The organism is Streptomyces asiaticus, from assembly GCF_018138715.1.
Lineage (GTDB): Bacteria > Actinomycetota > Actinomycetes > Streptomycetales > Streptomycetaceae > Streptomyces > Streptomyces asiaticus.
Genome location: NZ_JAGSHX010000006.1, coordinates 1945494 through 1966049, shown reverse-complemented (window position 1 = coordinate 1966049; position 20556 = coordinate 1945494). Strand labels below are relative to the sequence as shown.

The following is a 20556-nucleotide window of genomic DNA, read 5'->3' as shown; positions in this document are numbered from 1 at the left end:
CGTCAGCCCTCCAGCTCGCGACGCACGACGTCGAGATCCAGGTCAACGGTGAACTCTCCGGCGACGTCGACGGATGCCTTGCCCGTGATGGTGGCAGCCTCGCGGTAGGTGCCTCCGTCCAGCTCGTGCACCACCACGCACAGATCTGGTTCCATCTCGACCCGCCAATAGGCGGGCACCTTCGCTTGAGCGTAGAGCGCCGGCTTGAGGATGCGGCCGGCGGCTCGGTTGAACGGCGACACGATTTCACCCAGAAGCAGGGCCGCGTCGAGGGGCGCGGCCAGTGTGCCGCGTGGAACGGCGGCGCGGTCGACGACGGCGATGTCGGGGATGAACAGTCTGGACTCTCCCGTTACGTTGACCGCCTCGCCGGAGCGGAACCGTGCGCCGGACCGGGCCAGAGCGGCCTTGATCTGACTGTGCAATTCGGAAGACACGGTCTGGTGGTCCCAGTCGGGAGCAGGGGACATCATGAGGACACCGTCCACGAGTTCGAAGCGGGCGCGTGCCGGATGCTCCGGGAGTGCAAGGACGTCCTCGACCGTCCAGGGGCCTTCGTGATCGTCGACTCGCGTCTCAGCGACGCTCATGATCGCCACCACCGCCTCCTTGTGTGTTCCTTGGCTCCAGCATGGCACGCAGCTCTGACGACTGCCGACGCTTCCAGCCCGAGCCGTGAGGTGGCGGGCAGAACGGGTGAATATCACCCACAGGAGTGAGGCGAACACTCAGCGATGACGAGCGCGTCCCGCTACGGCAGTACCTGGACCGTGTCGCCCACCGCGCGTTCGCCCGTCGCGTCGGAGGTGACGTTGGCGAGCCTGCCGTTCACGGCCATGGCGGTGGAGCCGCCGCCGTCCAGGTTGAGGGCCTGGACGGCGCCCAGGGAGTGCATGAAGCGGGCGCCCTCCTCCAGGGTGAAGCCCTCGCTCACGCCGGGCTGCCGACCGTCCACCGTGGCCAGGATCAGCCGTCCCTTCGCGTCGAGCCCGGCCATCGTGCGGGGCTGCCGGACGTTCGACCAGGCGTAGCCGAAGGAGAGGTTCTTCGGGTCGAGGGTGCCCTCGGTGGCGGCGTCGATGGCGATGCGGCCGTCCTTCACCAGGGTGGGGGCGGCGCTGACGATGCTGTCGTCCGAGTCGAGCCGGACCCGGCGGCCGGCGGTGTCCCGGACGACCTCCTCCAGCGCGATCCGCTCGCCCTGCCGGGCGTGGGCCGTCAGCCACCCGGACGCGGCGCCGATGCCCTGGAGCACGGAGCCCCCGGCCGGGACCGTGCCGCCGCGCGGGCCGGTGGAGACCACCCGGCCGTCGGCGTCGAGCACCACCTGGGTGCCGGGCCCGGTGGGCAGCGCGGCGCGGAACCTCGGGGTGAACTTCACCAGGTCGTCGGGCTCGGAGCAGGTCAGGTCCTGCCGGGGCAGTTCGGTCGGAGTGGCCCCGGGGCGGCCACAGTTGCGCACCTTGCCGGGCACCCGGTTGATGCCCTGCACCGCGTACGTGGCCGATCCCGCCCGCGCCGTGACGGTGCTGGTCAGATCGGCGATCCGGGCGTGCCGACCGCCGTCCGCGAGGATCAGCGCGGCCCGCGAACCGGCGGCCATCGACTCCAACTCGCCGTCGTACGCGGCGATTCCGGCCATCGTGCCCTGGACGCCGTCGGCATCGGAGGTGACGAAGAAGCCACCGTTGACGGCGACCAGGGAGTGGCGCTTCGCGGCGACCGCAGAGGTCGTCTCGCGATCCGCCACGCTGAGGTCGTGCGTGGCCGTCACGGTGCCGGTGAACCGGGCCGGGTCGATCACCGCCACATGCGCGCTCTCCCGGTCGGCGGGCCGCTGCCCGTCGTAGCCGGTCCACTCCGCCACCGCCGTGAACCCGGCCGCGGTGACCTTCTCGCGTGCGTCCTGCGCCTCACCGGAGGTGCCGTACGAGCCCACCCGCACCCGCCACCCCATGGTGCCGCGCGGGGTGTCCGCGTAGGCGGGCCACGCCACCCGCTCGACCCGGGGCTCGAACCCCGCGTCGCGCAGCCGCCCCGCCGTGGCGTCCGCCCAGGACCGGTCGCCCAGCGGCGCGGAGCCGGGCCCCTGCACGGTGACCGTCCAGCTCGGCTCGGCGTCCGCGTCCCGAAGGACCCCGGCCCGCACCCGCACCCCCGGGGCCACCGTCCGCGTCGTCCAGGACCCGGGATCCGGCGCCGCCTGTGCCGGGGGCTGGATGGCCGCCAAGACGACGGCGGCCCCCAGCGCGGCCCCCATCCGGGTGCCCAGGTTCCGACGGACGGTGCTCTCTTCGTTGCGCATGACCGGCAGTCCAGCGCCGGCCGGGGGCCGGGCCGACACACAGGGAGGGCGGTCCGCGGAACGTACGGTGAACGGCCGGGGGAAGGCGCCCTTCGTGGCTACCGCCCGAGGTGGTCCAGCGCCCCCGCCTTGACGGCGCGTATGAAGGTTCTGAGTCGGCCCGGGGTGGTGGTGAGGATGTCGGCGGGGATGTCGCTTTCCCGAATCCGTATCCCGCCGTCGACGGGGAGGAGTTCGACGCAATGGTTGTCCTCCCCGTTTCCGGAGAACGAAGACTTGCGCCACTTGGCCGGGCTCGACATGGTTGCCTCTCTCATATTTCTTGCGCGATGCGGTGGATGAAATCCCGAGACGCCCCTACCGCGAGGGAAGAAGCCTCGGCCTTGTCCAGTAGCGCGCGGTATCTCGTGAGCTCTGACTCCGCGTCCATCCAGAACGAGCCGTGCATGGCATCGATCTGCGCGGTATCGAGCTTGGGAACGGGCCCGCCGACGTAGAGCATGGAGTTTCCGGCTCCGCCGAAGCCGTCCACATCAAAAGGGATCACCCTGACGGTGACGTTCGGGCGCTCCGACTGTTCCAGGACGAAGGCGAGCTGCTCGCGTGCGACCTTCCGGTCGGCTACGCGTGTGCGCAGGACGCTTTCGTGAATCAACGCCGAGAACGCGATCGCCGGGTCCTGGGACAACACCTCCCGCCGCCGTACGCGGAAGGAGACCAGCGTGTCGAGATGCTGTGGCGGCAGCGGAGGAACGGCGTAGGCCATGAGCGCCCGGATGTACGCCTCGGTCTGTAGGAGTCCCGGAACGTAGGAGGCTTGAAGCATGCGCATGTGGGTTGCGTGGTGTTCCAACTCGGCAAGGTCCAATGCGCCATGCGCGAGGAGGCCCCGGTACTCCTCCCACCACCCCCTGCCGCGCTCACCGGCCATGGCAACCAGTGCGTCGATCAGCGCGGTGTCGAAGCACGCGTACTGAGAGGCCATATAGCGCAGTCGCGCCTCGCTGATACCGGCCTTGCCCGCTTCGACCTGACTCATCTGGATGGGGTTCGTACCGATCAGCTCGGCCGCCCGGCGGGCGGTCACACCGGCCGCATCGCGCATCTTGCGCAGCTCAGTACCCAGTCGGCGCTGTCGTGCTGTGGGCTGACTCCTCGGCATGCTCTCTTCTCCTCAGGCTGTTCGGCAGTCTGCCGTGCGCGACGACGCAGGTCCAACGCCTCGTAGCTGCGAGCATAAGGTTGTGTCAGCATAACCTTATGCTCTACCGTGAGTGACGCGCCCATCACGTAGTGGTGGCCGGTCGGCCGGAAGCGTATCTGCCCTTTCATGCCTGCTCCCTCGGAGGCCCACATGCAGACACCGGACTCCCCAGAACACTTCGACAAGGAACTCTGCGACCTCGTCCTCGCCGTCGCGCCCAGAATCTTCGCCGTCGTCGAGGAGTGCGAGGTGCGGCCCGGGCTGAAAGACGGGTGTGTCGCGGCGTGGGGAGTGGCCTTCCCTGAGGGTCCCGTCCACGTGATCACGGCCGACGGAACCGGCCAGATGGTCCTCAACTCGCCGGAACGGGCGCTTCGATGGTTCACGCGCGGCGGTGGCGAGGACGGCGTGACGGCAAGGCTGGTGTGGCTCAGCCGCTCGGGCGGCGCCACTTTCGACCACGCCGAGGCCGCTTGAGCGCCCTGGGCTACGACAGCAGGTGGTCGAGGCAGAGGTTCAGCCCGGCCTCCAGATGTTCCGCGGAGCCGGTGGAGAGCAGGACGGTGACGCCGCCCTGGATGGTGGCGATCACCGCCGCGGCCGTGCGATCGGCGTCGAGTGCCGCGTTGGCCTCACCGGCCGCTTGGGTGGCCTCGATGCCCGCTCGGACGCACTCCTGCCACCGCCGCACCAGTTGTGCCGACACGGCCTGCGCGGCCGGGCTGTACCGGCCCACGTCGGCGATCAGCACCCCGAGCGGGCAGTACAGCCCCTGGTCGCGGTAGCGCTCGACGATGAGGTCGCGCCACGCCTCCCAGGCCGCGCGCGAGGTGAGTTCGTTCAGGTACGGCTGCTGGTCCTCGAAGACTCGCTCGGCTTCGAGTTCGGCGACCGCGAGAAGAAGCTCTTCCCGGCCTCCCGGGAAGTAATAGAACATCTGCCCCTTGCCGGTGCCGCTGCGTCGGCCCACGTCGTCGAGCGTGGTGGCGTTCGTGCCGCGTTCCCGGATCTCGGCCGCGGCGGCTTCGACGATGCGCAGGCGGGTCGCGGCGCCTTTCCTCATGGTCGTCACCGGCCAAAGTGTACTTGTGGGTACATTTTTTGGAACCTACCTTCGGCCGCATGAGAGCGATAGTCATCAACGAAGCAGGGGGACCGGAGGTGCTGCGGCTGCGGGAGCGGCCGGCACCCCGCCCGGGGCCGGGAGAAGTCCTGGTGGACGTCCGCGTGGCGGGTGTGAACTTCTTCGACACCGCCATCCGCAGGCAGGCCATGGCCGAGGTGCCGGGCGCGGAGGGCGCAGGCGTGGTGGCGGAGACGGGCGAGGGTGTGCACGGGTTCGCCCCGGGTGACCGTGTCGCGTGGTTGACGGTCGACAACCTCGGCAGCTACGCCGAGCAGATCGTGCTCCCGGCGAGCGGTGTCGTCCCGGTGCCCGACGCCGTCGACGACGAGACGGCCGCGGCCTTGCTCGTGCAGGGCCTGTCCGCGCACCACTTCGCCACCGTGTCCCACCCGGTGCGACCGGGGGACGTCGCGCTCGTGCACGCGGCCGCCGGCGGGGTCGGGATGATGCTCACCCAGATCATCAAGGCCCGTGGCGGCACCGTGATCGGCCTGGTGTCGCGACCGGAGAAGGTCAAGTTCGCCGCCGACGCGGGCGCCGACCACGTCCTGGTCTCCTCCGGTGACGCGTTCGTCGAGCCGGTGCGCGAGCTGACCGGCGGCGAGGGTGTGCATGTGGTCTTCGACGGTGCGGGCGCGACCACGTTCGCCGCATCGCTACAGGTACTGCGCACGCACGGCACGCTGGTGTTCTACGGGCCGCTGATCGGGGACGTGCCGACCATCGCGATGAACGACATCCCCCGCAGCACCCGCCTCACCTACGCCGTGACCGAGGACCATGTCCGCACCCCCGAGGAACTCGCGGCGCGCGCGGCCGAGTTGTTCGAGCTCGTCAAGAGTGGCGAGCTGGTCGTCCGGATCGGTGGTCGGTACCCGCTGGCGGAGGCGGCACGGGCCCACGCGGACATCGAGTCGCGTACGACCACCGGGAAACTGCTGCTGCTCCCGTGACCGGTGGCCGCGTGGTGTCCGAACACCGCTAACGGCCCACTCGGGCCACATTCGAGAGGATACGCATGACCATTACGCTGATCACCGGGGCCAACAAGGGCATCGGCTTCGAGACGGCCAAACAGCTTCTGGCGCTGGGCCACGTTGTCTACATCGGCGCGCGTGATGTCGAGCGTGGCGAGAAGGCGGCGGCGGCGCTTGGCGCACGATTCGTGCGGCTCGACGTGACCGACGACGCGTCGGTGAGCAAGGCACTGGCGACGATCGACTCGGCCGAGGGCCGACTCGACGTCCTGGTGAACAACGCGGGCATCCTGGGGGACGGCGTCATCGACGGTCCCACGGCTCTCCGGGCGTTCGACACCAACGCGGTGGGCATCGTGCGCGTCACGGAGGCGGCGCTTCCGCTGCTGCGCACATCCTCGAACCCGACCGTGGTCACCGTCTCGAGCAGCGCCGGGTCGTTCTGGGCGGTGACCAATCCGGACCGGCCGGAGTTCACCTTGCCGTTGGCGCTCTACTCCGCCTCCAAGTCCGCGGCCACGATGCTTACGGTTCAGTACGCCAAGTCCCAGCCGGGCATCAAGTTCAACGCGGTTGAGCCCGGCACCACCGCGACCGACCTGACCGCGGCATTCGGAATCGGAAGGGCGCCGGAGGAGAGTGCCAGGGTCGTCGTGCGGTTGGCGACTCTCGACGCGGACGGCCCGACCGGAACCTTCCAGGATGAAAACGGAGAAGTGCCCTGGTAGGCCGTCTGGGCTCGCGGCTGCCCCGCACGGCCTCTCAGGCCGTGAGCAGGGCCGGGGACGCCGTGCGGGCCTCGTCGTAGCGGGTCAGCAGGAGGCGGGCCAGTTCCGGGGCGGGGCCCAGGACGGGGGCCAGGAGGTCGGCGCCCGCGGCTTCGGCGCCGCTCGCGATGCGGTCGGGGAGGCGGCCGGGGGCGATGACGTAGGGGGCCACGGCCACCCGGGGGACGCCCTCCGCGCGCAGCGCGCGGACGGCGTCCTCGGTGCGGGGAAGAGAGGCGGAGGCGAACGCGGGTCGCACGGCGCACCATCCGGTGTGCCGCCACTCCCGCGCGATTTCAGCGATCACCGCGATCGCCTCCGGGTCGGTGGACCCCGCCGAGGCCAGGACGACCCCGGTCGAGGAGCGGTCGGCGGGGCGCAGCCCCGCCTCGTACAGGCGGCGTTCCAGGGCGTCCACCAGCAGCGGGGACGGGCCCAGGACCTCGGCCTGGCGGACGGAGAGGCGGGGGTGGCGGGCCGTGGCCTCGCGCAGCACCGCCGGGATGTCGGTCTTCGCGTGGAAGGCGCGGGTCAGCAGCAGCGGGAGGGCGATCACCTCGGTGGCGTCCGCCGCGGCGAGCCGGGCCAGCACCTGCGGTACGCGCGGCGCGTTGAACTCCAGGAACGCCGCCTCCACCCGCAGCCCCGGCCGCAGCGACCGCACCCGCGCGCGCAGCGCGTCGACGGTCGCCGCATGGCGGGGGTCGCGGCTGCCGTGGGCGATGATCAGCAGGGTCGGGGCAGACATGGTGATGGCTTTCCGTGGCTCTCGATGAATTCCGTTTTTCGTTTCAGCGCGCGCTCGCCAGCAGGCCGCGGCTGCGCAGCACCCGGCGCTCGATCGGGGCGAAGATCAGCAGCTCGATGGCGATGCCGACGACGAGGATCAGGAGGATGCCGAGGAGCACCCCCGCCATATCGGAGTTGTTGCGCTGGTTCTCCAGGTACTGGCCAAGCCCCAGGCCCAGGTCCGGGGACTTGGCGATGATCTCCGCGGCCATCAACGAGCGCCAGGAGAAGGCCCAGCCCTGCTTGAGCCCGGCGACGTAACCCGGCAGCGCGGCGGGCAGCAGGATGTGCCGGGCGCTGACCAGGCCGCGGGCGCCGAGGGTGCGTCCGGCGCGGAGGAACAGCGGGGGCACCTGGTCGATGCCGGCCACCAGCCCGTTGGCGATGGAGGGGACCGCGCCCAGCAGGATGACGGTGTACATCATCTGGTCGTTCAGGCCCAGCCAGATCACCGCGGGCGGCACCCAGGCGACCGACGGCAGCGACTGAAGCCCGGACAGGATCGGGCCGAGCCCGGCGCGGATGAACGTCACCCGGGCGACGACCAGACCGAGCGGGGTCGCGATCGCCAGCGCGATGAGGAAGCCGAACAGACCGCGCGAGACGCTGGTCCAGATGATGTCGAGCAGCTCGCCCTGGAGCCACAGCTGGCGCAGCGAGTCCCAGACCAGCCCCGGGTCGGGGAGCTTGTAGTCGGGGGTGACCTTCGCGACGACGAGCACCTTCCACAGGGCCAGCACGAAGGCGACGGCCACGATGGGCGGCAGCACCTTCTGGACCAGCACCTCGGCCGGTGAGACGCGCTTGGTCTGCACCGCGTCCAGGGCGTCCAGACCGGCCTCCAGGCCCGCCAGGTCCTGCCCGGGACCGGCCTTGCCCGTGGACTTCTCCACCGACTTCTCTATGGGCTGCTTCCCGCCGTCGGCTTCCTCGACCGCGGTGCCGCGGGTGGTCTTACTGCTGGCCATGGCGGCGGATCTCCCCACGCAGTTCTTCGGTGATCTCAACGGACAGGTCGGCGACGGCCGCGTCCTCGATGCGGCGCGGCTGCGGAATGTCCACCGACCACTCGCGGACGATCCGGCCCGGCCGGGAGGACAGCAGCACCACGCGCTCGGCCAGCCGTACGGCCTCGCGGACGTTGTGGGTCACGAACAGCACCGAGACACCGGTCTCGCTCCAGATCCGGGTCAGCTCCTCGTGCAGCACATCGCGGGTGATGGCGTCGAGCGCGGCGAACGGCTCGTCCATCAGCAGCACCCTGGAGTCCTGCGCCAGCGCGCGGGCCAGCGCCACGCGCTGCCGCATCCCGCCGGAGAGCTCGTGCACCCGCTTGCCGTGGGCGCCGCTGAGCCGCACCAGCTCCAGCAGCCGCTCGGCCCGCGGCCTGCGGTCGGCGCGGGGCACCCCGCGCAGTCGCAGCGCCAGCTCGATGTTCTTCCCCGCGGTCAGCCACGGGAACAGGGCGTGCTCCTGGAACATCAGGGCCGGGCGGCCGCCGGGGACCTCGATGGCCCCCGAGGTCGGCTTGTCCAGGTCGGCGATCAGATTGAGCAGGGTCGACTTACCGCAGCCGGACGCGCCCAGGATGCAGACGAACTCCCCGGGCCGCACCTGGAGGTTGATGTCCTCGAGCACGGGCTGGGCCGCCCCGGGACGGCCGAAGGACTTGTGGACATGGGCGATCGAGACGGATCCGGTGGCGTCGGCGGGGCCGGGGGAGCCCGCCGTCGCGGTGCTCGCCCGGTCGTCCTTCTCGGTGGTCAGTGCCGGGGACATCCGGTCACCTCCTGATGAATGCGTACATGCGTGTACATGAGTACGGTGCGTACGGGACGGACGGGCGGCTACTGGCTGCCGAGGCCCGCGGCGGAGACCGTCGGCTTGCCCTCGGCCTTCAGGACCTTGTTCAGCGGGCCCAGGTCGTAGATCCCCTTGAGATCGGGCTTCTCCAGAAGCCCCGCCTGGACCGCGTGGTCGGCCTCGGTGTTCAGCGTCGAGGCCAGGGGGTCGTCGGTGACCTGGATGGACTTCCACGCCGGGTCGATCACCTCGGCGGGCAGCGGCTTGCCGGTCTCCTCCTTGAGCGCCGCGTTGGCCGCGTTCTTCGCCTGCTCGGGGTTGGCCTTGATGAAGGCGTTGGTCTTCACCGAGCCGCGCAGCACGGCCTCGACGACCTTCGGGTGCTCCTCGAGGAACGACTGCTTCACGATCAGGTTGGTGATCACGAACTTCTTGTCCGGCCACAGCGAGGACTCGTCCAGCAGCACCTTGCCGCCGTCGGCGACCAGCTTGGACGCGGTCGGCTCGGGCACCCACGCGCCGTCGACGGCACCGGACTTGTACGCGTCGGGCGTCACCTTGTTGTCGCTGCGGACCACCGACACATCGCCCTTGCCGCTCTGGGCGTCGACCTTCCAGCCCTTGCTCTTGACCCAGTTGAGGAACGCCACGTCCTGGGTGTTGCCCAGCTGCGGGGTGGCGATCTTCTTGCCCTTGACATCGTTCAGCGTCTTGATCTTCTTGGGGTTGACCACCAGCTTGACGCCGCCGGAGACCGACCCCGAGATGATCTTGAGGTTGGAGCCGTGGGACTTCACATAGCCGTTGATGGACGGCGACGGGCCGATCCAGCCCATGTCGATGGAGCCCGCGTTGAGCGCCTCGATCTCCGAAGGACCGGCATTGAAGACGTACGGCGCGACCTTCGTGCCCTTGAGCTCCTGCTGGATCGGGCCGCCCTTGCGCAGCCCCACCAGCGCGGTGGCGTGGGTGAGGTTGGCGAAGTAGCCGACCTTCACCTTGTCCAGACCGTCGACCTTCGCACCGCCGGCCGCGGGGACCGCTGAGGATCCGGTGTCGTCGTTCTTCTTCTGCGAGCCGTAGCCGCAGGCGCCCAGCGCGCCCATCAGCAGGGGGAGGACGGCCGCCGCCGCCAGGATCCGGGTGCGGCGGTGGGGGTGCTCGGCTGGTCGCGGAGCTATGAGGCGGACGGCAGACGACACGGGGGTGTTCCTCTCGACGGGCCGGGGCGGCGTCAGAGGACGCCCGGCAGTTCAGACGGCTTTCGGCGGCGGTGCTGGTGGACGGGAGCGGACTGCGGCATCAGCGCACACATCGTCCGACCCCGCCCTGCCCGCTGCCGAGCGCCCCGCTGCCCACGCGGCCGCCCTCCTTGGCGAATGTCGAGAACACCTCACCGGCCATCGTCAGAAGTCCCATCCCTCGTCGTCCCGCGCGGCCTCGGCGCCCTTGGCCGGTGCCGCGAAGGAGTCGCCCGCCATTCCGGCGGTGAGCGTGGTGCCGTCGGCCGGGTCGATCAGCAGGAAGGAGCCGGTGCGGCGCGAGGCGTCGTACGCGTCCAGCGCCAGCGGCTCGGAGGTGCGCAGCACGACCCGGCCGATCTCATTGGCGGCCAGCTCACCCGGCGCCGGGTGGTGCGACAGATCGGCCAGCGTCAGCCGGGACGGGATGTCCTTGATGATCGCCTTCACCGTGCGGGTGGTGTGCTTGAGCAGCACCCGGTCGCCCACGCGCAGCGGACGGTCGTGCAGATGGCAGACGGTGGCCTCGACGTCCCTGGTGGTCTCGGGCGCGTGGTCGCTCGGCGCGAGCAGATCCCCGCGCGAGATGTCCAGGTCGTCGGCGAGGGTGAGGGTCACCGACTGCGGGGCCCACGCCACGTCCACCATCGTGCCCAGCGCGTCGATCCCGGTGATGGCGGACGTCCGGCCGGACGGCAGCACGGTGACGGCGTCGCCGACGCGCAGCACACCGGAGGCGATCTGGCCCGCGTAGCCGCGGTAGTCGGGGTGCTCGGCGGTCTGCGGACGGATCACGTACTGCACCGGGAAACGCGCCGGGTCCTGGGACGGGTCGGTGCCCACCGGCACGGTCTCCAGGTGCTCCAGCACGGTCGGGCCGCCGTACCAGTCCATGTTCGCCGACGCGGTCACCACATTGTCCCCGGCCAGCGCCGAGATCGGGATGGCGGTGATCTCGGGGACGCCCAGCGAGGCCGCGTAGGTGGTGAACTCCTCGGCGATGGCCGCGAAGACCGGCTCCGCGTAGTCCACCAGGTCCATCTTGTTGACGGCGAGGACCACATGCGGGACCCGCAGCAGGGCGGCGACCGCGGCATGCCGCCGGGTCTGCTCCACCACGCCGTTGCGCGCGTCCACCAGGACGACCGCGAGCTCGGCGGTGGAGGCGCCGGTGACCATGTTGCGGGTGTACTGCACATGGCCGGGGGTGTCGGCGAGGATGAACCGCCGCTTGGGCGTCGCGAAGTAGCGGTAGGCGACATCGATGGTGATGCCCTGCTCCCGCTCCGCCCGCAGCCCGTCCGTCAGCAGCGCCAGGTCCGGCGCCTCCTGGCCACGGCTGCGCGAGGCGTGCTCCACGGCCTCCAGCTGATCGGCCAGCACCGACTTGGAGTCGTGCAGCAGCCGTCCGACCAGCGTGGACTTGCCGTCGTCCACCGAGCCCGCGGTGGCGAACCGCAGCTGCGAGGTGGCCGCGGACCGCTCCACGGCGGCCGCCGCGGCCTGCTCCTCGGACGTCAGATTGCTCGTCATCGTTAGAAGTACCCCTCGCGCTTGCGGTCCTCCATCGCGGCCTCCGACAGCTTGTCGTCGGCGCGGGTCGCACCCCGCTCGGTCAGCCGGGAGGCGGCTATCTCATCGATGACCTGCTCGATGGCCACCGCCTCCGACTCCACGGCACCGGTGCAGGACATGTCGCCCACGGTGCGGTAGCGCACCATGCGCCGCTCCACGGTCTCGCCGTCCTTCGGTCCGCCCCACTCACCGGGCGCCAGCCACATGCCGCCGCGCCGGAAGACCTCGCGCTCATGCGCGTAGTAGATCTGCGGCAGGTCGATCTTCTCCCGGGCGATGTACTGCCACACGTCCAGCTCGGTCCAGTTGGACAGCGGGAAGACCCGGACGTGCTCACCGGGGGAGTGGCGGCCGTTGTAGAGCTGCCACAGCTCGGGGCGCTGCCGCCGCGGGTCCCAGCCGCCGAACTCGTCCCGGAGGGAGAACACCCGCTCCTTGGCGCGGGCCTTCTCCTCGTCGCGGCGGCCACCGCCGAAGACCGCGTCGAAGCGGTTCTTCTCGATGGCGTCCAGCAGTGGCACGGTCTGGAGCGGATTGCGGGTGCCGTCCGGGCGCTCGCGCAGCCGGCCGTCGTCGATGAACTCCTGGACCGAGGCCACGTGCAGCCGCAGCCCGTACCGGGCGACGGTGGCGTCCCGATAGGCGATGACCTCGGGGAAGTTGTGCCCGGTGTCCACGTGGAGCAGCGAGAACGGAACCGCCGCCGGGGCGAAGGCCTTGAGCGCGAGATGCAGCATGACGATGGAGTCCTTGCCGCCGGAGAACAGGATCACCGGCCGCTCGAACTCGCCCGCCACCTCGCGGAAGATGTGCACCGCCTCGGACTCCAACGCGTCCAGGTGCGCGAGCGCGTACAGGCCCGCGCCCTCGTCCGCGTTGATCGCCGTCACGGTCGTCATGCCGCGCCCCTTTCGTTCGCTCGGCTGCGGTAGTAGCTTCCCGTCATATCGGCCGATTCGCTGTGGGTACGGCGCCCCGGTGCGGGGAGCGCCATCGCCCGTGACGCGGTGGCCGCGCGTGGGTGGCTCACAGCAGTCCCCTTTCACTCAACAGCAACCGCACCTCGGCCGCCGACTCCCGCACGCTGTTCCTGTGGGTTTCGATGCGCAGATCCGGGTCGGCAGGGGCCTCGTAGGGGTCGTCCACACCGGTCAGCCCCGAAAGCTCGCCCGCCGCCTGCTTCGCGTACAGCCCCTTGACGTCCCGCTCGGAGCACACCTCGACGGGCGTGGCCACGTGGATCTCCAGATACGGGGTGCCCTCGCGCTGGTGGCGCTTGCGCACCGCCTCGCGGCTGTCTTCGTACGGCGCGATGACCGGCACCAGCACCGTGACCCCGTGGGAGGCCAGCAGCTCGGCCACGAAGCCGATCCGCTGGACGTTGGTGTGCCGGTCCTCGCGGGAGAAGCCAAGACCCGAGGAGAGGAACTCGCGGATCTCGTCCCCGTCGAGCACCTCCACCCGGCGGCCCTCGCCGCGCAGCCGCTCGGCCAGCGCATGGGCGATCGTGGTCTTTCCCGCACTCGGCAGACCGGTCAGCCACACCGTGGCACCGGTGGTCGTGGGGGCGCTCATCTCGTTCTCCTGGTCGACAGCCATCAGCCGTGCAGCCCGCATTCGGTCTTGTTGCTACCCGCCCAGCGGCCGGACCGGTTGTCCTCGCCCTCCAGAACCCGACGGGTGCAGGGCGCGCAGCCTATCGACGGATAGCCGTCCATCAGCAGGGGGTTGGTCAGCACGCCGTGCTCGGCGACATAGGCCTCGACATCCGCTTGCGTCCAGCGGGCGATCGGGGAGATCTTCACCTTACGGCGCCGGGCGTCCCAGCCAACGACCGGGGTATTGGCGCGCGTTGGCGACTCGTCCCGACGCAGGCCCGTGGCCCAGGCGTCATACTCCCGCAACCCCTCCTCGAGCGGCTGCACCTTCCGCAGGGCGCAGCACAGATCGGGGTTGCGGTCGTGCAGCCGGGGGCCGTACTCGGCGTCCTGCTCGGCCACCGTCTGGCGCGGGGTCAGGGTGATGACATTGACGTCCATCACGGCCGCCACCGCGTCACGGGTGCCGATGGTCTCGGGGAAGTGATAGCCGGTGTCGAGGAAGACCACGTCGACACCGGGGAAGGCGCGGGAGGCGAGGTGCGCCACCACCGCGTCCTCCATCGAGGAGGTGACGCAGAAACGCGAGCCGAAGGTGTCCGCCGCCCAGCGCAGGATGTCCAGCGCCGGGGCGTCCTCGAGCTCGTGGCCCGCCTTCTCGGCGAGCCCTTCGAGATCGGTGTCCTCAAGCCGTGTCGTCATTTCGCCGTGCCCCCTTCATCGACCGGATCGCGCCGCAGGCCCTTGGCCAGCAGCCCGAGGAACGACAGGCGGAACGCGCGGTTGCAGGACGCGCATTCCCACGCGCCATGGCCCTCCTCCGAGGGACGCAGATCCTCGTCCCCGCAGTAAGGGCAGTAGAACGGCGCGGCACGCTCAGTCACTTTGCCCTCCGCTCGATCCCGAAGCGCTCACTCATGTGAGGGCCTCCTCCTCGGCCCGCGCGGCCCAGGTGGCGAAGCGCTCGCCGTCCTCGCGCTCCTCCTGGAAGCGGCGCAGCAGCCGCTCCACATAGTCGGGGAGCTCGGCGGCGGTGACCTTCAGCCCGCGCACCTTGCGGCCGAAGCCCGGCTCCAGGCCCAGGGCGCCGCCCAGGTGCACCTGGTAGCCCTCGACCTGCTGGCCGCCTGCGTCCATGACCAGCTGGCCCTTGAGACCGATGTCCGCCACCTGGATACGGGCGCAGGCGTTCGGGCAGCCGTTGAGGTTGATGGTGATCGGCTCGTTGAACTCGGGAAGCCGGCGCTCCAGCTCATCGATGAGCCAGGAGCCGCGCGCCTTGGTCTCGACGATCGCCAGCTTGCAGAACTCGATACCGGTGCAGGCCATCGTGCCGCGCCGGAACGGCGACGGCTTGACCTGGAGGTCCAGCGCCTCCAGCCCGGCGACCAGCGAATCCACCTGGTCCTCGGTCACATCGAGCACGATCATCTTCTGCTCGACGGTGGTGGTCAGCCGCCCGGAGCCATGGGCCTCGGCCAGGTCGGCGATCTTGGTGAGGGTGGCCCCGTCGACCCGGCCGACGCGCGGTGCGAAACCCACGTAGTAGCGGCCGTCCTGCTGGCGGTGGACGCCGATGTGGTCACGCCACTGCTGGACGGGCTGCTCGGGCGCCGGGCCGTCGGACAGCGGGCGCTTCAGGTACTCGTCCTCCAGCACCTGGCGGAACTTTTCCGGGCCCCAGTCGGCGACCAGGAACTTGAGCCGGGCGCGGGTGCGCAGCCGCCGGTAGCCGTAGTCGCGGAAGATGGCGACGACCCCGGCCCAGACCTCCGGGACCTCCTCCAGCGGGACCCAGGCGCCGAGCCGGACGCCGATCTTGGGGTTGGTGGAAAGACCGCCGCCGACCCACAGGTCGAAGCCGGGGCCGTGCTCGGGGTGGCGGACGCCGACGAACGCGACGTCGTTGATCTCGTGCACCACGTCGAGCACCGGCGAGCCGGAGACCGCGGTCTTGAACTTCCGCGGCAGGTTGGAGAACTCCTTGCTGCCGATGTAGCGCCGGTGGATCTCCTCGATGGCGGAGGTGCCGTCGATGATCTCGTCCTCGGCGATCCCCGCCACCGGCGAGCCGATGATCACACGCGGGGTGTCACCGCACGCCTCGGTGGTGGACAGCCCGACGGCCTCCAGCCGCTTCCAGATCTCGGGCACGTCCTCCACCCGGATCCAGTGGTACTGGATGTTCTGCCGGTCGGTGATGTCCGCGGTGCCGCGCGCGAACTCCTCCGAGATCTCGCCGACGACCCGCAGCTGCTCGGTGGTCAGCCGGCCGCCGTCCACCCGCACCCGCATCATGAAGTACTCGTCGTCCAGCTCCTCCGGCTCCAGGATCGCGGTCTTGCCGCCGTCGATCCCGGGCTTGCGCTGGGTGTACAGACCCCACCAGCGCATCCGGCCGCGCAGATCGGCGCCGTCGATGGAGTCGAAGCCGCGGTGGGCGTAGATCGTCTCAATGCGTGTCCGCACATTGAGACCGTCATCGTCCTTCTTGGTCTGCTCGTTGCCGTTGAGGGGGGTGAAGTGCCCCGCGGCCCACTGGCCTTCGCCGCGGTGGCGTCCGGCCTTGCGGCGGGGCGTAGCGCTTGCGCGTTCCGGGGTGGCAGCCATGGCGGTGTATGTCCTTCTGAGCGGCTCAGGTACGGCGGGTAGTACGTGCGCGCACCGTCTGACCTGCGCATGCGCAGGCGGGCAGGGTGTACGGGGGTGACCGGTGCGACATGCGGCGGGGAGTTCGAGGCGTGCGCGCTCGCCCACGTCGTCGGGGGCGTGCGGAAGATGTGGTGGTGCTGCCCGGGGCCTTCGTGACGGCCCTGTCGAGGTGCGGGTCAGCCCGCCGGACAGATGGCGCTGGACATGCGGCCGAGGTCGACGTGGCGTCGACTCACCAAGGCAATTCCAGCTCGAGACATGAGGGAAGCGTCGCATGGTGGTCTCTGACGAGTCCACCTTAATCCACTATGCGGACGAATCTGTCTCGAAATGCAAGACGTTGTGGTGTTGGTCACTCCTCGTCCGACGTCTTGACGTCGAACACCCGGAACCCCCGGCGGCGGTAGTTGTCCAGCGCGTACGGCCCGTCCTTGCTACAGGTGTGCACCCACACCCGCTTGGTCGGCACCCGGTCCGGCCGGCGGTCGGCCATGTCCCAGGCGCGAGAGGTGCCCCAGGTCAGCAGATGCCCGCCGATGCGGCGGCCGCGGAAGGCGGGCAGCAGACCGAAGTACACGATCTCCACCACGCCCTCGTCCTGGCCCTCCAGCTCGATGTACCCGGCCGGGGTCCCGCGCTCGTACGCCACCCAGGTCTCCACACCGGGCCGGTGCAGATACTCCTCCCACGCCTCCCGCGACCACACCAGCCGGTCGGTCCACGCCACATCCGAGCCCACTGCCGTGTAGAGGAAGTGGCTGAACTCGGGGCTCGGCACCTCGGCCCGGGCGATTCGCACCCCGGCCGCGGCGGGCGGCTCCTGCGCCGGGCTGAGATCGGACGGAGCCGTCTGCTCCAGGTGCCAGGTGGTCACGGTGGTGGTCATGCTGGACAGATAACCATGGACGCCGTTGACTCGCCTTGACGGGTATCGCTCAAGCGGGGAGGGCGGGGTCGGGGTGTCCGGGAACGGGGTCAACGGGGATATGGAGGAGTTCGCGGAGCTGTTGCGCGAGCTCAAGGGGAGGACGAACCGCAGCTACGCGGCGCTGGCGGCGCGCAGCGGGGTGAGCGCGTCGGCGCTGCACCGCTACTGCTCGGGGGCGAGCGTGCCCGGCGACTACGAGGTGCTCGCGCGGTTCGGCAGGGCGTGCGGGGCCGGCGGCGAGGAACTGCTGGAGCTGCATCGGCGGTGGGTGCTGGCGGATGCGGAGCGCAAGCGGGCCGTTTCGCGGGTGCCGGCCGCGGTGTCGGCGGGTCGGTCCGGGGCTGCCGGGGCCGTCACGGAGGGCGTCTCACGGGTTGATGTCTCACAGGTTGAGACGGCGGGTGGGCCGGATGCCGAGACGCGGGCGGAACCGGGGCCCGGTGCGGCCTCGGAGCCGAAACCCGAGCCCGAACCCGAGCCGGAGCCCATGCGCCCTGCCGCTGCCCCGGCCCCGGCGCCGGCCTCGGCCCCGGCGCCGGCCTCGGAGGCCGTGTCCGCTGCGGCGCCGCCGCGTCGTCGGCCGCTGCTCGCCGTACTCGCCCTGGCCGTGTTCGCCGCCGCCGGGGTGGCGGCCGCGCTGTTGGGGAAGGCGCTGACGTCGTCGGACGGGTCGGGTGGGTCCTCGGACGGTCGGCTGCTGCTGTCCTCCCGCTGTCCGGTCGTGGTGAGCATGGGGCAGTCGGACGCGTGTGTGCACGAGCTCCAGTCGCTGCTCGCCCGCGCGGGCGGCAGGCTCGACGTCGACGGGGCCTTCGGACCGGTCACCCAGATGCGTGTCGTGGTGTTCCAGCTCCGCAGCGGGCTGACGCCCGACGGATCGGTGGACGAGCGGACCAAACGCGCGCTGTACGAGAACGAGGGCAAGCCGCTCGACACCTGGACACCGGACCGGGTCACCCGGCGCATCCGCGAGGTCTTCACCGAGGACCCCGAGCGCGCGGTCGGCATCGCGGACTGCGCCTCGTACCTCGATCCCCTCTCTACGCTGCCCAACTCCAACTCCACCCGGAACTGGGGCGTCTTCCAGCTGTACGACGGCACGCTGCGCAAGCTGGGCGGCACCCGGGAGCAGGCGCTGGATCCGGACTGGAACATCCGGGCGGCCCATCGGCTGTGGGCGCGCACCCATGACTTCAGCGCCTGGAGGGCCTGTGACCGCGCCTACCGCGCCGGGTCGAAGAGCTGATCACCGCATGCCGCGCCGCCCGGCATCCCACCGGGCATCCCAGCCCCCGCCGTCCCCGCAGCTCGGGGGCGGTTTCCGATCCCGCTGTCCCGATTTCCCCGATGAGTCGCCCGCCCGGCACGGAGGGCTGGGATCGTGCTGCCGCCGTCCTCGACGGTCCACGGATCCGCAGACGAAGGAGACGAAGACGACCATGGCTGTGACCAGCACCCGGATCAGACTCGGCGCCCTGCTCGGCGGCGCGGTCCTCGCCGCCACCGGCGTGTCCACCGCCCAGAGCGCGGCCGCCGCCCCCAGCGCCCCCGTGGCCGCCGGCGCGCCCTCCGCCGCCGCGGTGACCAAGCTCAGCCACTCCGACGCGGCGAACCGGCTGCGCGGCGCCGGGATCTCCTGGACCTCCAGCGGGGGCTGCTCGGACCGGAACAACCCCACCTGTACCTCGTTCGAGCAGATCAACCTGACCACCGTGCAGGGTGCCATCACCCTGAAGGGGGCCACCGGCTGCGCGCTCACCATCACCGGCGGTACGGAGACCGGGCACGCCTCCGGTACGTACAGCCACTGGAACGGCTACAAGCTGGACTTCAGCCCCACCAGCTGCCTCAGCAACTACATCACCGGCACCTTCACCAACATCGGCCCGCGCCCCGGTGACGGCGCCCAGCAGTACAAGTCCGGCTCGGGCAACATCTACGCCCGCGAGAGCAACCACTGGGACGTGACCTACTACAACTGCGGAGGCTGCTGACCCGCGGCCGCCAGCGCTCCCACCGACCGTCCGGCCGGCTGCAACGCGGCGCAACCTTTGCGCATGGCTGTAGTCGGCATGGACAGTGGGCCCGGCGGGCGGAGGGTGGTGCCGAGTCGGCGCGGCATCCCCTCCGCCAATGCCTGTGCGGCGGCCTTTTGCGGCGATTCGGCCTGGTCACCGGATGAGCGGCGGTGAAAGCGCCGGATACGGTGAGAAGGTGCAGCCAGCAGAAGAAACATCGAAGCCGTCCGGCCGGCTCCGCAAGGCCCGCGCCCTGTACCGCAATGTGTCCAAGCGCAGGATGGCCTGGCTGCTGCTGAAGGACACCATCCATTCCTGTATGGAGTACCGGGTCACCGGGCTCGCCGCCGAAGCGGCCTTCTTCACCCTGCTGTCGCTGCCGCCCCTGCTGCTCGCCCTGATCGGGCTGCTCGGCTACTTCGACGCCTGGACCAGCACCGACACGGTGGCCACCATCCGGCAGAACATCCTCGACGCCTCCGCGACCGTGCTGTCCGACCGGGGCGTCAAGGAGATCGCCCGGCCGCTGCTGGACGATGTGATCAAGGGCGGCCGTCCCGATGTGATCTCGCTGGGCTTCGCCATCGCCCTGTGGTCCGGCTCCCGCGCGGTGAACGTGTTCGTGGACACCATCACGATCATGTATGGGCTGGAGGGGAAGCGCGGGATCGTCAGGACCCGTCTGCTGTCCTTCCTGCTCTACCTGGTGGCACTCGTGATCGGGGCGGTGGCGCTGCCGCTGATGGTGATCGGGCCGGAGGCGGTGGTGGATCTGCTGCCATCCAGCGGGGATCTCGTACCGGTCCTGTACTGGCCGGTGGTGATCCTGCTCTCCATCGCCTTCCTGACCACGCTCTACCACGTGTCCGTACCGGTGCGCTCGCCGTGGCCGGAGGACATCCCCGGGGCGCTGGTGGCCCTCGCGATATGGGTGCTGGGCAGCTTCCTGCTGCGGATCTACCTGGTGCATACGGTCGAGGGCCCGACGATCTACGGCTCGCTGGCCGCACCCGTCGCGGTGCTGCTGTGGATCGGGGTGTCCGCCTTCGCGGTGCTGGTCGGGGCGGCGGTCAACGCCGCGATCGACCGGGTCTGGCCCTCGGTGGCCACGGCCGCCGGGCGTGCGGAGCGCGCCGCCCGGGCCCGGGAGGAGGCGGCCCGGATGCGGGCGAAGGAGCAGCGCACGGCGGACGACGGCGCGGCGGAGATCACCCCGCCGTCGGAGTTCCCCGAGCGCTGGGCGCAGTTCCTGCCGCACGGCGACATACGCTCCCGGCTGCACACGAAGCGCGAGGCGGGAGAGAAGACGGGCGAGAAGCCGGGGGAGAAGGCCGCCGGGAAGGCCGGGAAGGCCGGGAAGGCAGCCGGGGAACCCGCCGGCCGGCCTGCCGATCAGCCCTCGGGTCCGGCTCAGCCCTCGGGTCCGGCTCAGCCCTCGGGGAAGGCGGCCGGGGAGCCCCGGACGCCCCGGCAGGGGCCGCGGCGTCCTGAGGTACGGTCCGCGGCGGACGGCGCGGACGACTCCGCGGCGGACGACGACCACCCGGTGCGCTGACCACGCGCTGACCGCGCC

The 20556-nt window shown here is 70.7% G+C and carries 23 protein-coding genes; 6 read left to right on the top strand and 17 right to left on the bottom strand.

All coding sequences use genetic code 11. The features are described from left to right. Positions 1-2: 2 nt before the first annotated feature. From KHP12_RS15975 to KHP12_RS15960, 4 genes are all read right to left on the bottom strand, one after another. Positions 3-590: a Uma2 family endonuclease gene (locus tag KHP12_RS15975; protein ID WP_244202574.1), complete on the bottom strand. Its 588-nt coding sequence runs from the start codon at positions 588-590 to the stop codon at positions 3-5. Positions 591-751: 161 nt separating this feature from the next. Next, positions 752-2305, bottom strand: a complete 1554-nt coding sequence (locus KHP12_RS15970) for a phosphodiester glycosidase family protein (RefSeq protein ID WP_211833085.1) — start codon at positions 2303-2305, stop codon at positions 752-754. Positions 2306-2403: 98 nt separating this feature from the next. Further along, positions 2404-2607, bottom strand: a complete 204-nt coding sequence (locus KHP12_RS15965; RefSeq protein ID WP_086880208.1) for a DUF397 domain-containing protein — start codon at positions 2605-2607, stop codon at positions 2404-2406. 11 nt (positions 2608-2618) lie between these two features. After that, positions 2619-3467: a helix-turn-helix domain-containing protein gene (locus KHP12_RS15960; protein WP_086880217.1), complete on the bottom strand. Its 849-nt coding sequence runs from the start codon at positions 3465-3467 to the stop codon at positions 2619-2621. Positions 3468-3659: 192 nt separating this feature from the next. Here KHP12_RS15960 and KHP12_RS15955 point away from each other — a divergent pair, with 192 nt between their 5' ends. Continuing rightward, a complete protein-coding gene (locus KHP12_RS15955) occupies positions 3660-3986 on the top strand; it encodes a hypothetical protein (RefSeq protein ID WP_086880207.1) in 327 nt (108 codons plus the stop codon). Between the two features lie 10 nt (positions 3987-3996). On the opposite strand, the gene KHP12_RS15950 is transcribed toward KHP12_RS15955, so the two are convergent. Beyond that, positions 3997-4572 carry a TetR/AcrR family transcriptional regulator gene (locus KHP12_RS15950; protein ID WP_086880216.1) on the bottom strand — a complete coding sequence of 192 codons (576 nt, stop codon included), beginning with the start codon at positions 4570-4572 and terminating at the stop codon, positions 3997-3999. A 59-nt stretch (positions 4573-4631) separates the two neighbouring features. Here KHP12_RS15950 and KHP12_RS15945 point away from each other — a divergent pair, with 59 nt between their 5' ends. Together KHP12_RS15945 and KHP12_RS15940 are read left to right on the top strand one after the other, a co-directional pair. Further along, the gene (locus KHP12_RS15945) at positions 4632-5588 is read left to right on the top strand and encodes a quinone oxidoreductase family protein (protein WP_086880206.1); all 957 of its coding nucleotides are present in this window, start codon (positions 4632-4634) and stop codon (positions 5586-5588) included. Positions 5589-5653: 65 nt separating this feature from the next. Further along, positions 5654-6340, top strand: coding sequence for an SDR family NAD(P)-dependent oxidoreductase (locus tag KHP12_RS15940; protein WP_211833084.1), 687 nt, complete (start codon positions 5654-5656; stop codon positions 6338-6340). A 34-nt stretch (positions 6341-6374) separates the two neighbouring features. Here KHP12_RS15940 and KHP12_RS15935 read toward each other — a convergent pair whose 3' ends face one another. From KHP12_RS15935 to KHP12_RS15880, 12 genes are all read right to left on the bottom strand, one after another. After that, on the bottom strand, positions 6375-7127 hold the full coding sequence (locus KHP12_RS15935) for a sirohydrochlorin chelatase (protein WP_210610050.1): 753 nt from the start codon (positions 7125-7127) through the stop codon (positions 6375-6377). A gap of 43 nt (positions 7128-7170) precedes the next feature. Further along, on the bottom strand, positions 7171-8136 hold the full coding sequence (locus tag KHP12_RS15930; protein WP_208653279.1) for an ABC transporter permease: 966 nt from the start codon (positions 8134-8136) through the stop codon (positions 7171-7173). Further along, entirely contained in the window at positions 8123-8947 is an 825-nt protein-coding gene (locus KHP12_RS15925; RefSeq protein WP_086886214.1) for an ABC transporter ATP-binding protein, read from the bottom strand. Before KHP12_RS15925 ends, KHP12_RS15930 begins: the two co-directional genes overlap by 14 nt. Positions 8948-9015: 68 nt before the next feature. Continuing rightward, positions 9016-10173 (bottom strand): ABC transporter substrate-binding protein, encoded by a 1158-nt coding sequence (locus tag KHP12_RS15920; RefSeq protein ID WP_308016796.1) that lies wholly within the window; start codon positions 10171-10173, stop codon positions 9016-9018. 204 nt (positions 10174-10377) lie between these two features. Further along, complete coding sequence (locus KHP12_RS15910; protein ID WP_210610052.1) at positions 10378-11745, bottom strand: sulfate adenylyltransferase subunit 1; 1368 nt, start codon at positions 11743-11745, stop codon at positions 10378-10380. Positions 11746-11747: 2 nt separating this feature from the next. Further along, positions 11748-12686, bottom strand: coding sequence for a sulfate adenylyltransferase subunit CysD (cysD, locus tag KHP12_RS15905; RefSeq protein WP_086881481.1), 939 nt, complete (start codon positions 12684-12686; stop codon positions 11748-11750). A gap of 127 nt (positions 12687-12813) precedes the next feature. Further along, a complete protein-coding gene (cysC, locus tag KHP12_RS15900) occupies positions 12814-13404 on the bottom strand; it encodes an adenylyl-sulfate kinase (RefSeq protein ID WP_208652973.1) in 591 nt (196 codons plus the stop codon). Further along, entirely contained in the window at positions 13386-14087 is a 702-nt protein-coding gene (locus KHP12_RS15895; protein ID WP_044569155.1) for a phosphoadenylyl-sulfate reductase, read from the bottom strand. The genes cysC and KHP12_RS15895 overlap by 19 nt, the downstream gene beginning before the upstream one ends. Continuing rightward, positions 14084-14269 carry a hypothetical protein gene (locus KHP12_RS15890; protein WP_086881479.1) on the bottom strand — a complete coding sequence of 62 codons (186 nt, stop codon included), beginning with the start codon at positions 14267-14269 and terminating at the stop codon, positions 14084-14086. The genes KHP12_RS15895 and KHP12_RS15890 overlap by 4 nt, the downstream gene beginning before the upstream one ends. Positions 14270-14300: 31 nt before the next feature. Continuing rightward, positions 14301-15995 carry a nitrite/sulfite reductase gene (locus KHP12_RS15885; protein ID WP_086881478.1) on the bottom strand — a complete coding sequence of 565 codons (1695 nt, stop codon included), beginning with the start codon at positions 15993-15995 and terminating at the stop codon, positions 14301-14303. 218 nt (positions 15996-16213) lie between these two features. After that, entirely contained in the window at positions 16214-16297 is an 84-nt protein-coding gene (locus KHP12_RS53390; protein WP_309471194.1) for a putative leader peptide, read from the bottom strand. A 92-nt stretch (positions 16298-16389) separates the two neighbouring features. Continuing rightward, positions 16390-16923 carry a GNAT family N-acetyltransferase gene (locus KHP12_RS15880; RefSeq protein ID WP_211833083.1) on the bottom strand — a complete coding sequence of 178 codons (534 nt, stop codon included), beginning with the start codon at positions 16921-16923 and terminating at the stop codon, positions 16390-16392. A 73-nt stretch (positions 16924-16996) separates the two neighbouring features. On the opposite strand from KHP12_RS15880, the gene KHP12_RS15875 reads away from it, so the two are divergent. From KHP12_RS15875 to KHP12_RS15865, 3 genes are all read left to right on the top strand, one after another. Next, a complete protein-coding gene (locus KHP12_RS15875; RefSeq protein WP_308016795.1) occupies positions 16997-18211 on the top strand; it encodes a helix-turn-helix domain-containing protein in 1215 nt (404 codons plus the stop codon). A gap of 193 nt (positions 18212-18404) precedes the next feature. After that, on the top strand, positions 18405-18959 hold the full coding sequence (locus KHP12_RS15870) for a hypothetical protein (protein ID WP_107471734.1): 555 nt from the start codon (positions 18405-18407) through the stop codon (positions 18957-18959). A 184-nt stretch (positions 18960-19143) separates the two neighbouring features. Continuing rightward, positions 19144-20538, top strand: a complete 1395-nt coding sequence (locus tag KHP12_RS15865; protein ID WP_211833082.1) for a YihY/virulence factor BrkB family protein — start codon at positions 19144-19146, stop codon at positions 20536-20538. The last annotated feature ends 18 nt before the right edge of the window (positions 20539-20556 follow it).

Excerpts from the sequence above, each read along its gene's own strand:
- KHP12_RS15975 (WP_244202574.1), bottom strand. The coding sequence starts at position 590 with ATGAGCGTCGCTGAGACGCGAGTCGACGATCACGAAGGCCCCTGGACG.
- KHP12_RS15970 (WP_211833085.1), bottom strand. The coding sequence starts at position 2,305 with ATGCGCAACGAAGAGAGCACCGTCCGTCGGAACCTGGGCACCCGGATG.
- KHP12_RS15965 (WP_086880208.1), bottom strand. The coding sequence starts at position 2,607 with ATGTCGAGCCCGGCCAAGTGGCGCAAGTCTTCGTTCTCCGGAAACGGG.
- KHP12_RS15960 (WP_086880217.1), bottom strand. The coding sequence starts at position 3,467 with ATGCCGAGGAGTCAGCCCACAGCACGACAGCGCCGACTGGGTACTGAG.
- KHP12_RS15955 (WP_086880207.1), top strand. The coding sequence starts at position 3,660 with ATGCAGACACCGGACTCCCCAGAACACTTCGACAAGGAACTCTGCGAC.
- KHP12_RS15950 (WP_086880216.1), bottom strand. The coding sequence starts at position 4,572 with ATGAGGAAAGGCGCCGCGACCCGCCTGCGCATCGTCGAAGCCGCCGCG.
- KHP12_RS15945 (WP_086880206.1), top strand. The coding sequence starts at position 4,632 with ATGAGAGCGATAGTCATCAACGAAGCAGGGGGACCGGAGGTGCTGCGG.
- KHP12_RS15940 (WP_211833084.1), top strand. The coding sequence starts at position 5,654 with ATGACCATTACGCTGATCACCGGGGCCAACAAGGGCATCGGCTTCGAG.
- KHP12_RS15935 (WP_210610050.1), bottom strand. The coding sequence starts at position 7,127 with ATGTCTGCCCCGACCCTGCTGATCATCGCCCACGGCAGCCGCGACCCC.
- KHP12_RS15930 (WP_208653279.1), bottom strand. The coding sequence starts at position 8,136 with ATGGCCAGCAGTAAGACCACCCGCGGCACCGCGGTCGAGGAAGCCGAC.
- KHP12_RS15925 (WP_086886214.1), bottom strand. The coding sequence starts at position 8,947 with ATGTCCCCGGCACTGACCACCGAGAAGGACGACCGGGCGAGCACCGCG.
- KHP12_RS15910 (WP_210610052.1), bottom strand. The coding sequence starts at position 11,745 with ATGACGAGCAATCTGACGTCCGAGGAGCAGGCCGCGGCGGCCGCCGTG.
- cysD (WP_086881481.1), bottom strand. The coding sequence starts at position 12,686 with ATGACGACCGTGACGGCGATCAACGCGGACGAGGGCGCGGGCCTGTAC.
- cysC (WP_208652973.1), bottom strand. The coding sequence starts at position 13,404 with ATGCGGGCTGCACGGCTGATGGCTGTCGACCAGGAGAACGAGATGAGC.
- KHP12_RS15895 (WP_044569155.1), bottom strand. The coding sequence starts at position 14,087 with ATGACGACACGGCTTGAGGACACCGATCTCGAAGGGCTCGCCGAGAAG.
- KHP12_RS15885 (WP_086881478.1), bottom strand. The coding sequence starts at position 15,995 with ATGGCTGCCACCCCGGAACGCGCAAGCGCTACGCCCCGCCGCAAGGCC.
- KHP12_RS53390 (WP_309471194.1), bottom strand. The coding sequence starts at position 16,297 with ATGTCTCGAGCTGGAATTGCCTTGGTGAGTCGACGCCACGTCGACCTC.
- KHP12_RS15880 (WP_211833083.1), bottom strand. The coding sequence starts at position 16,923 with ATGACCACCACCGTGACCACCTGGCACCTGGAGCAGACGGCTCCGTCC.
- KHP12_RS15870 (WP_107471734.1), top strand. The coding sequence starts at position 18,405 with ATGGCTGTGACCAGCACCCGGATCAGACTCGGCGCCCTGCTCGGCGGC.
- KHP12_RS15865 (WP_211833082.1), top strand. The coding sequence starts at position 19,144 with ATGAGCGGCGGTGAAAGCGCCGGATACGGTGAGAAGGTGCAGCCAGCA.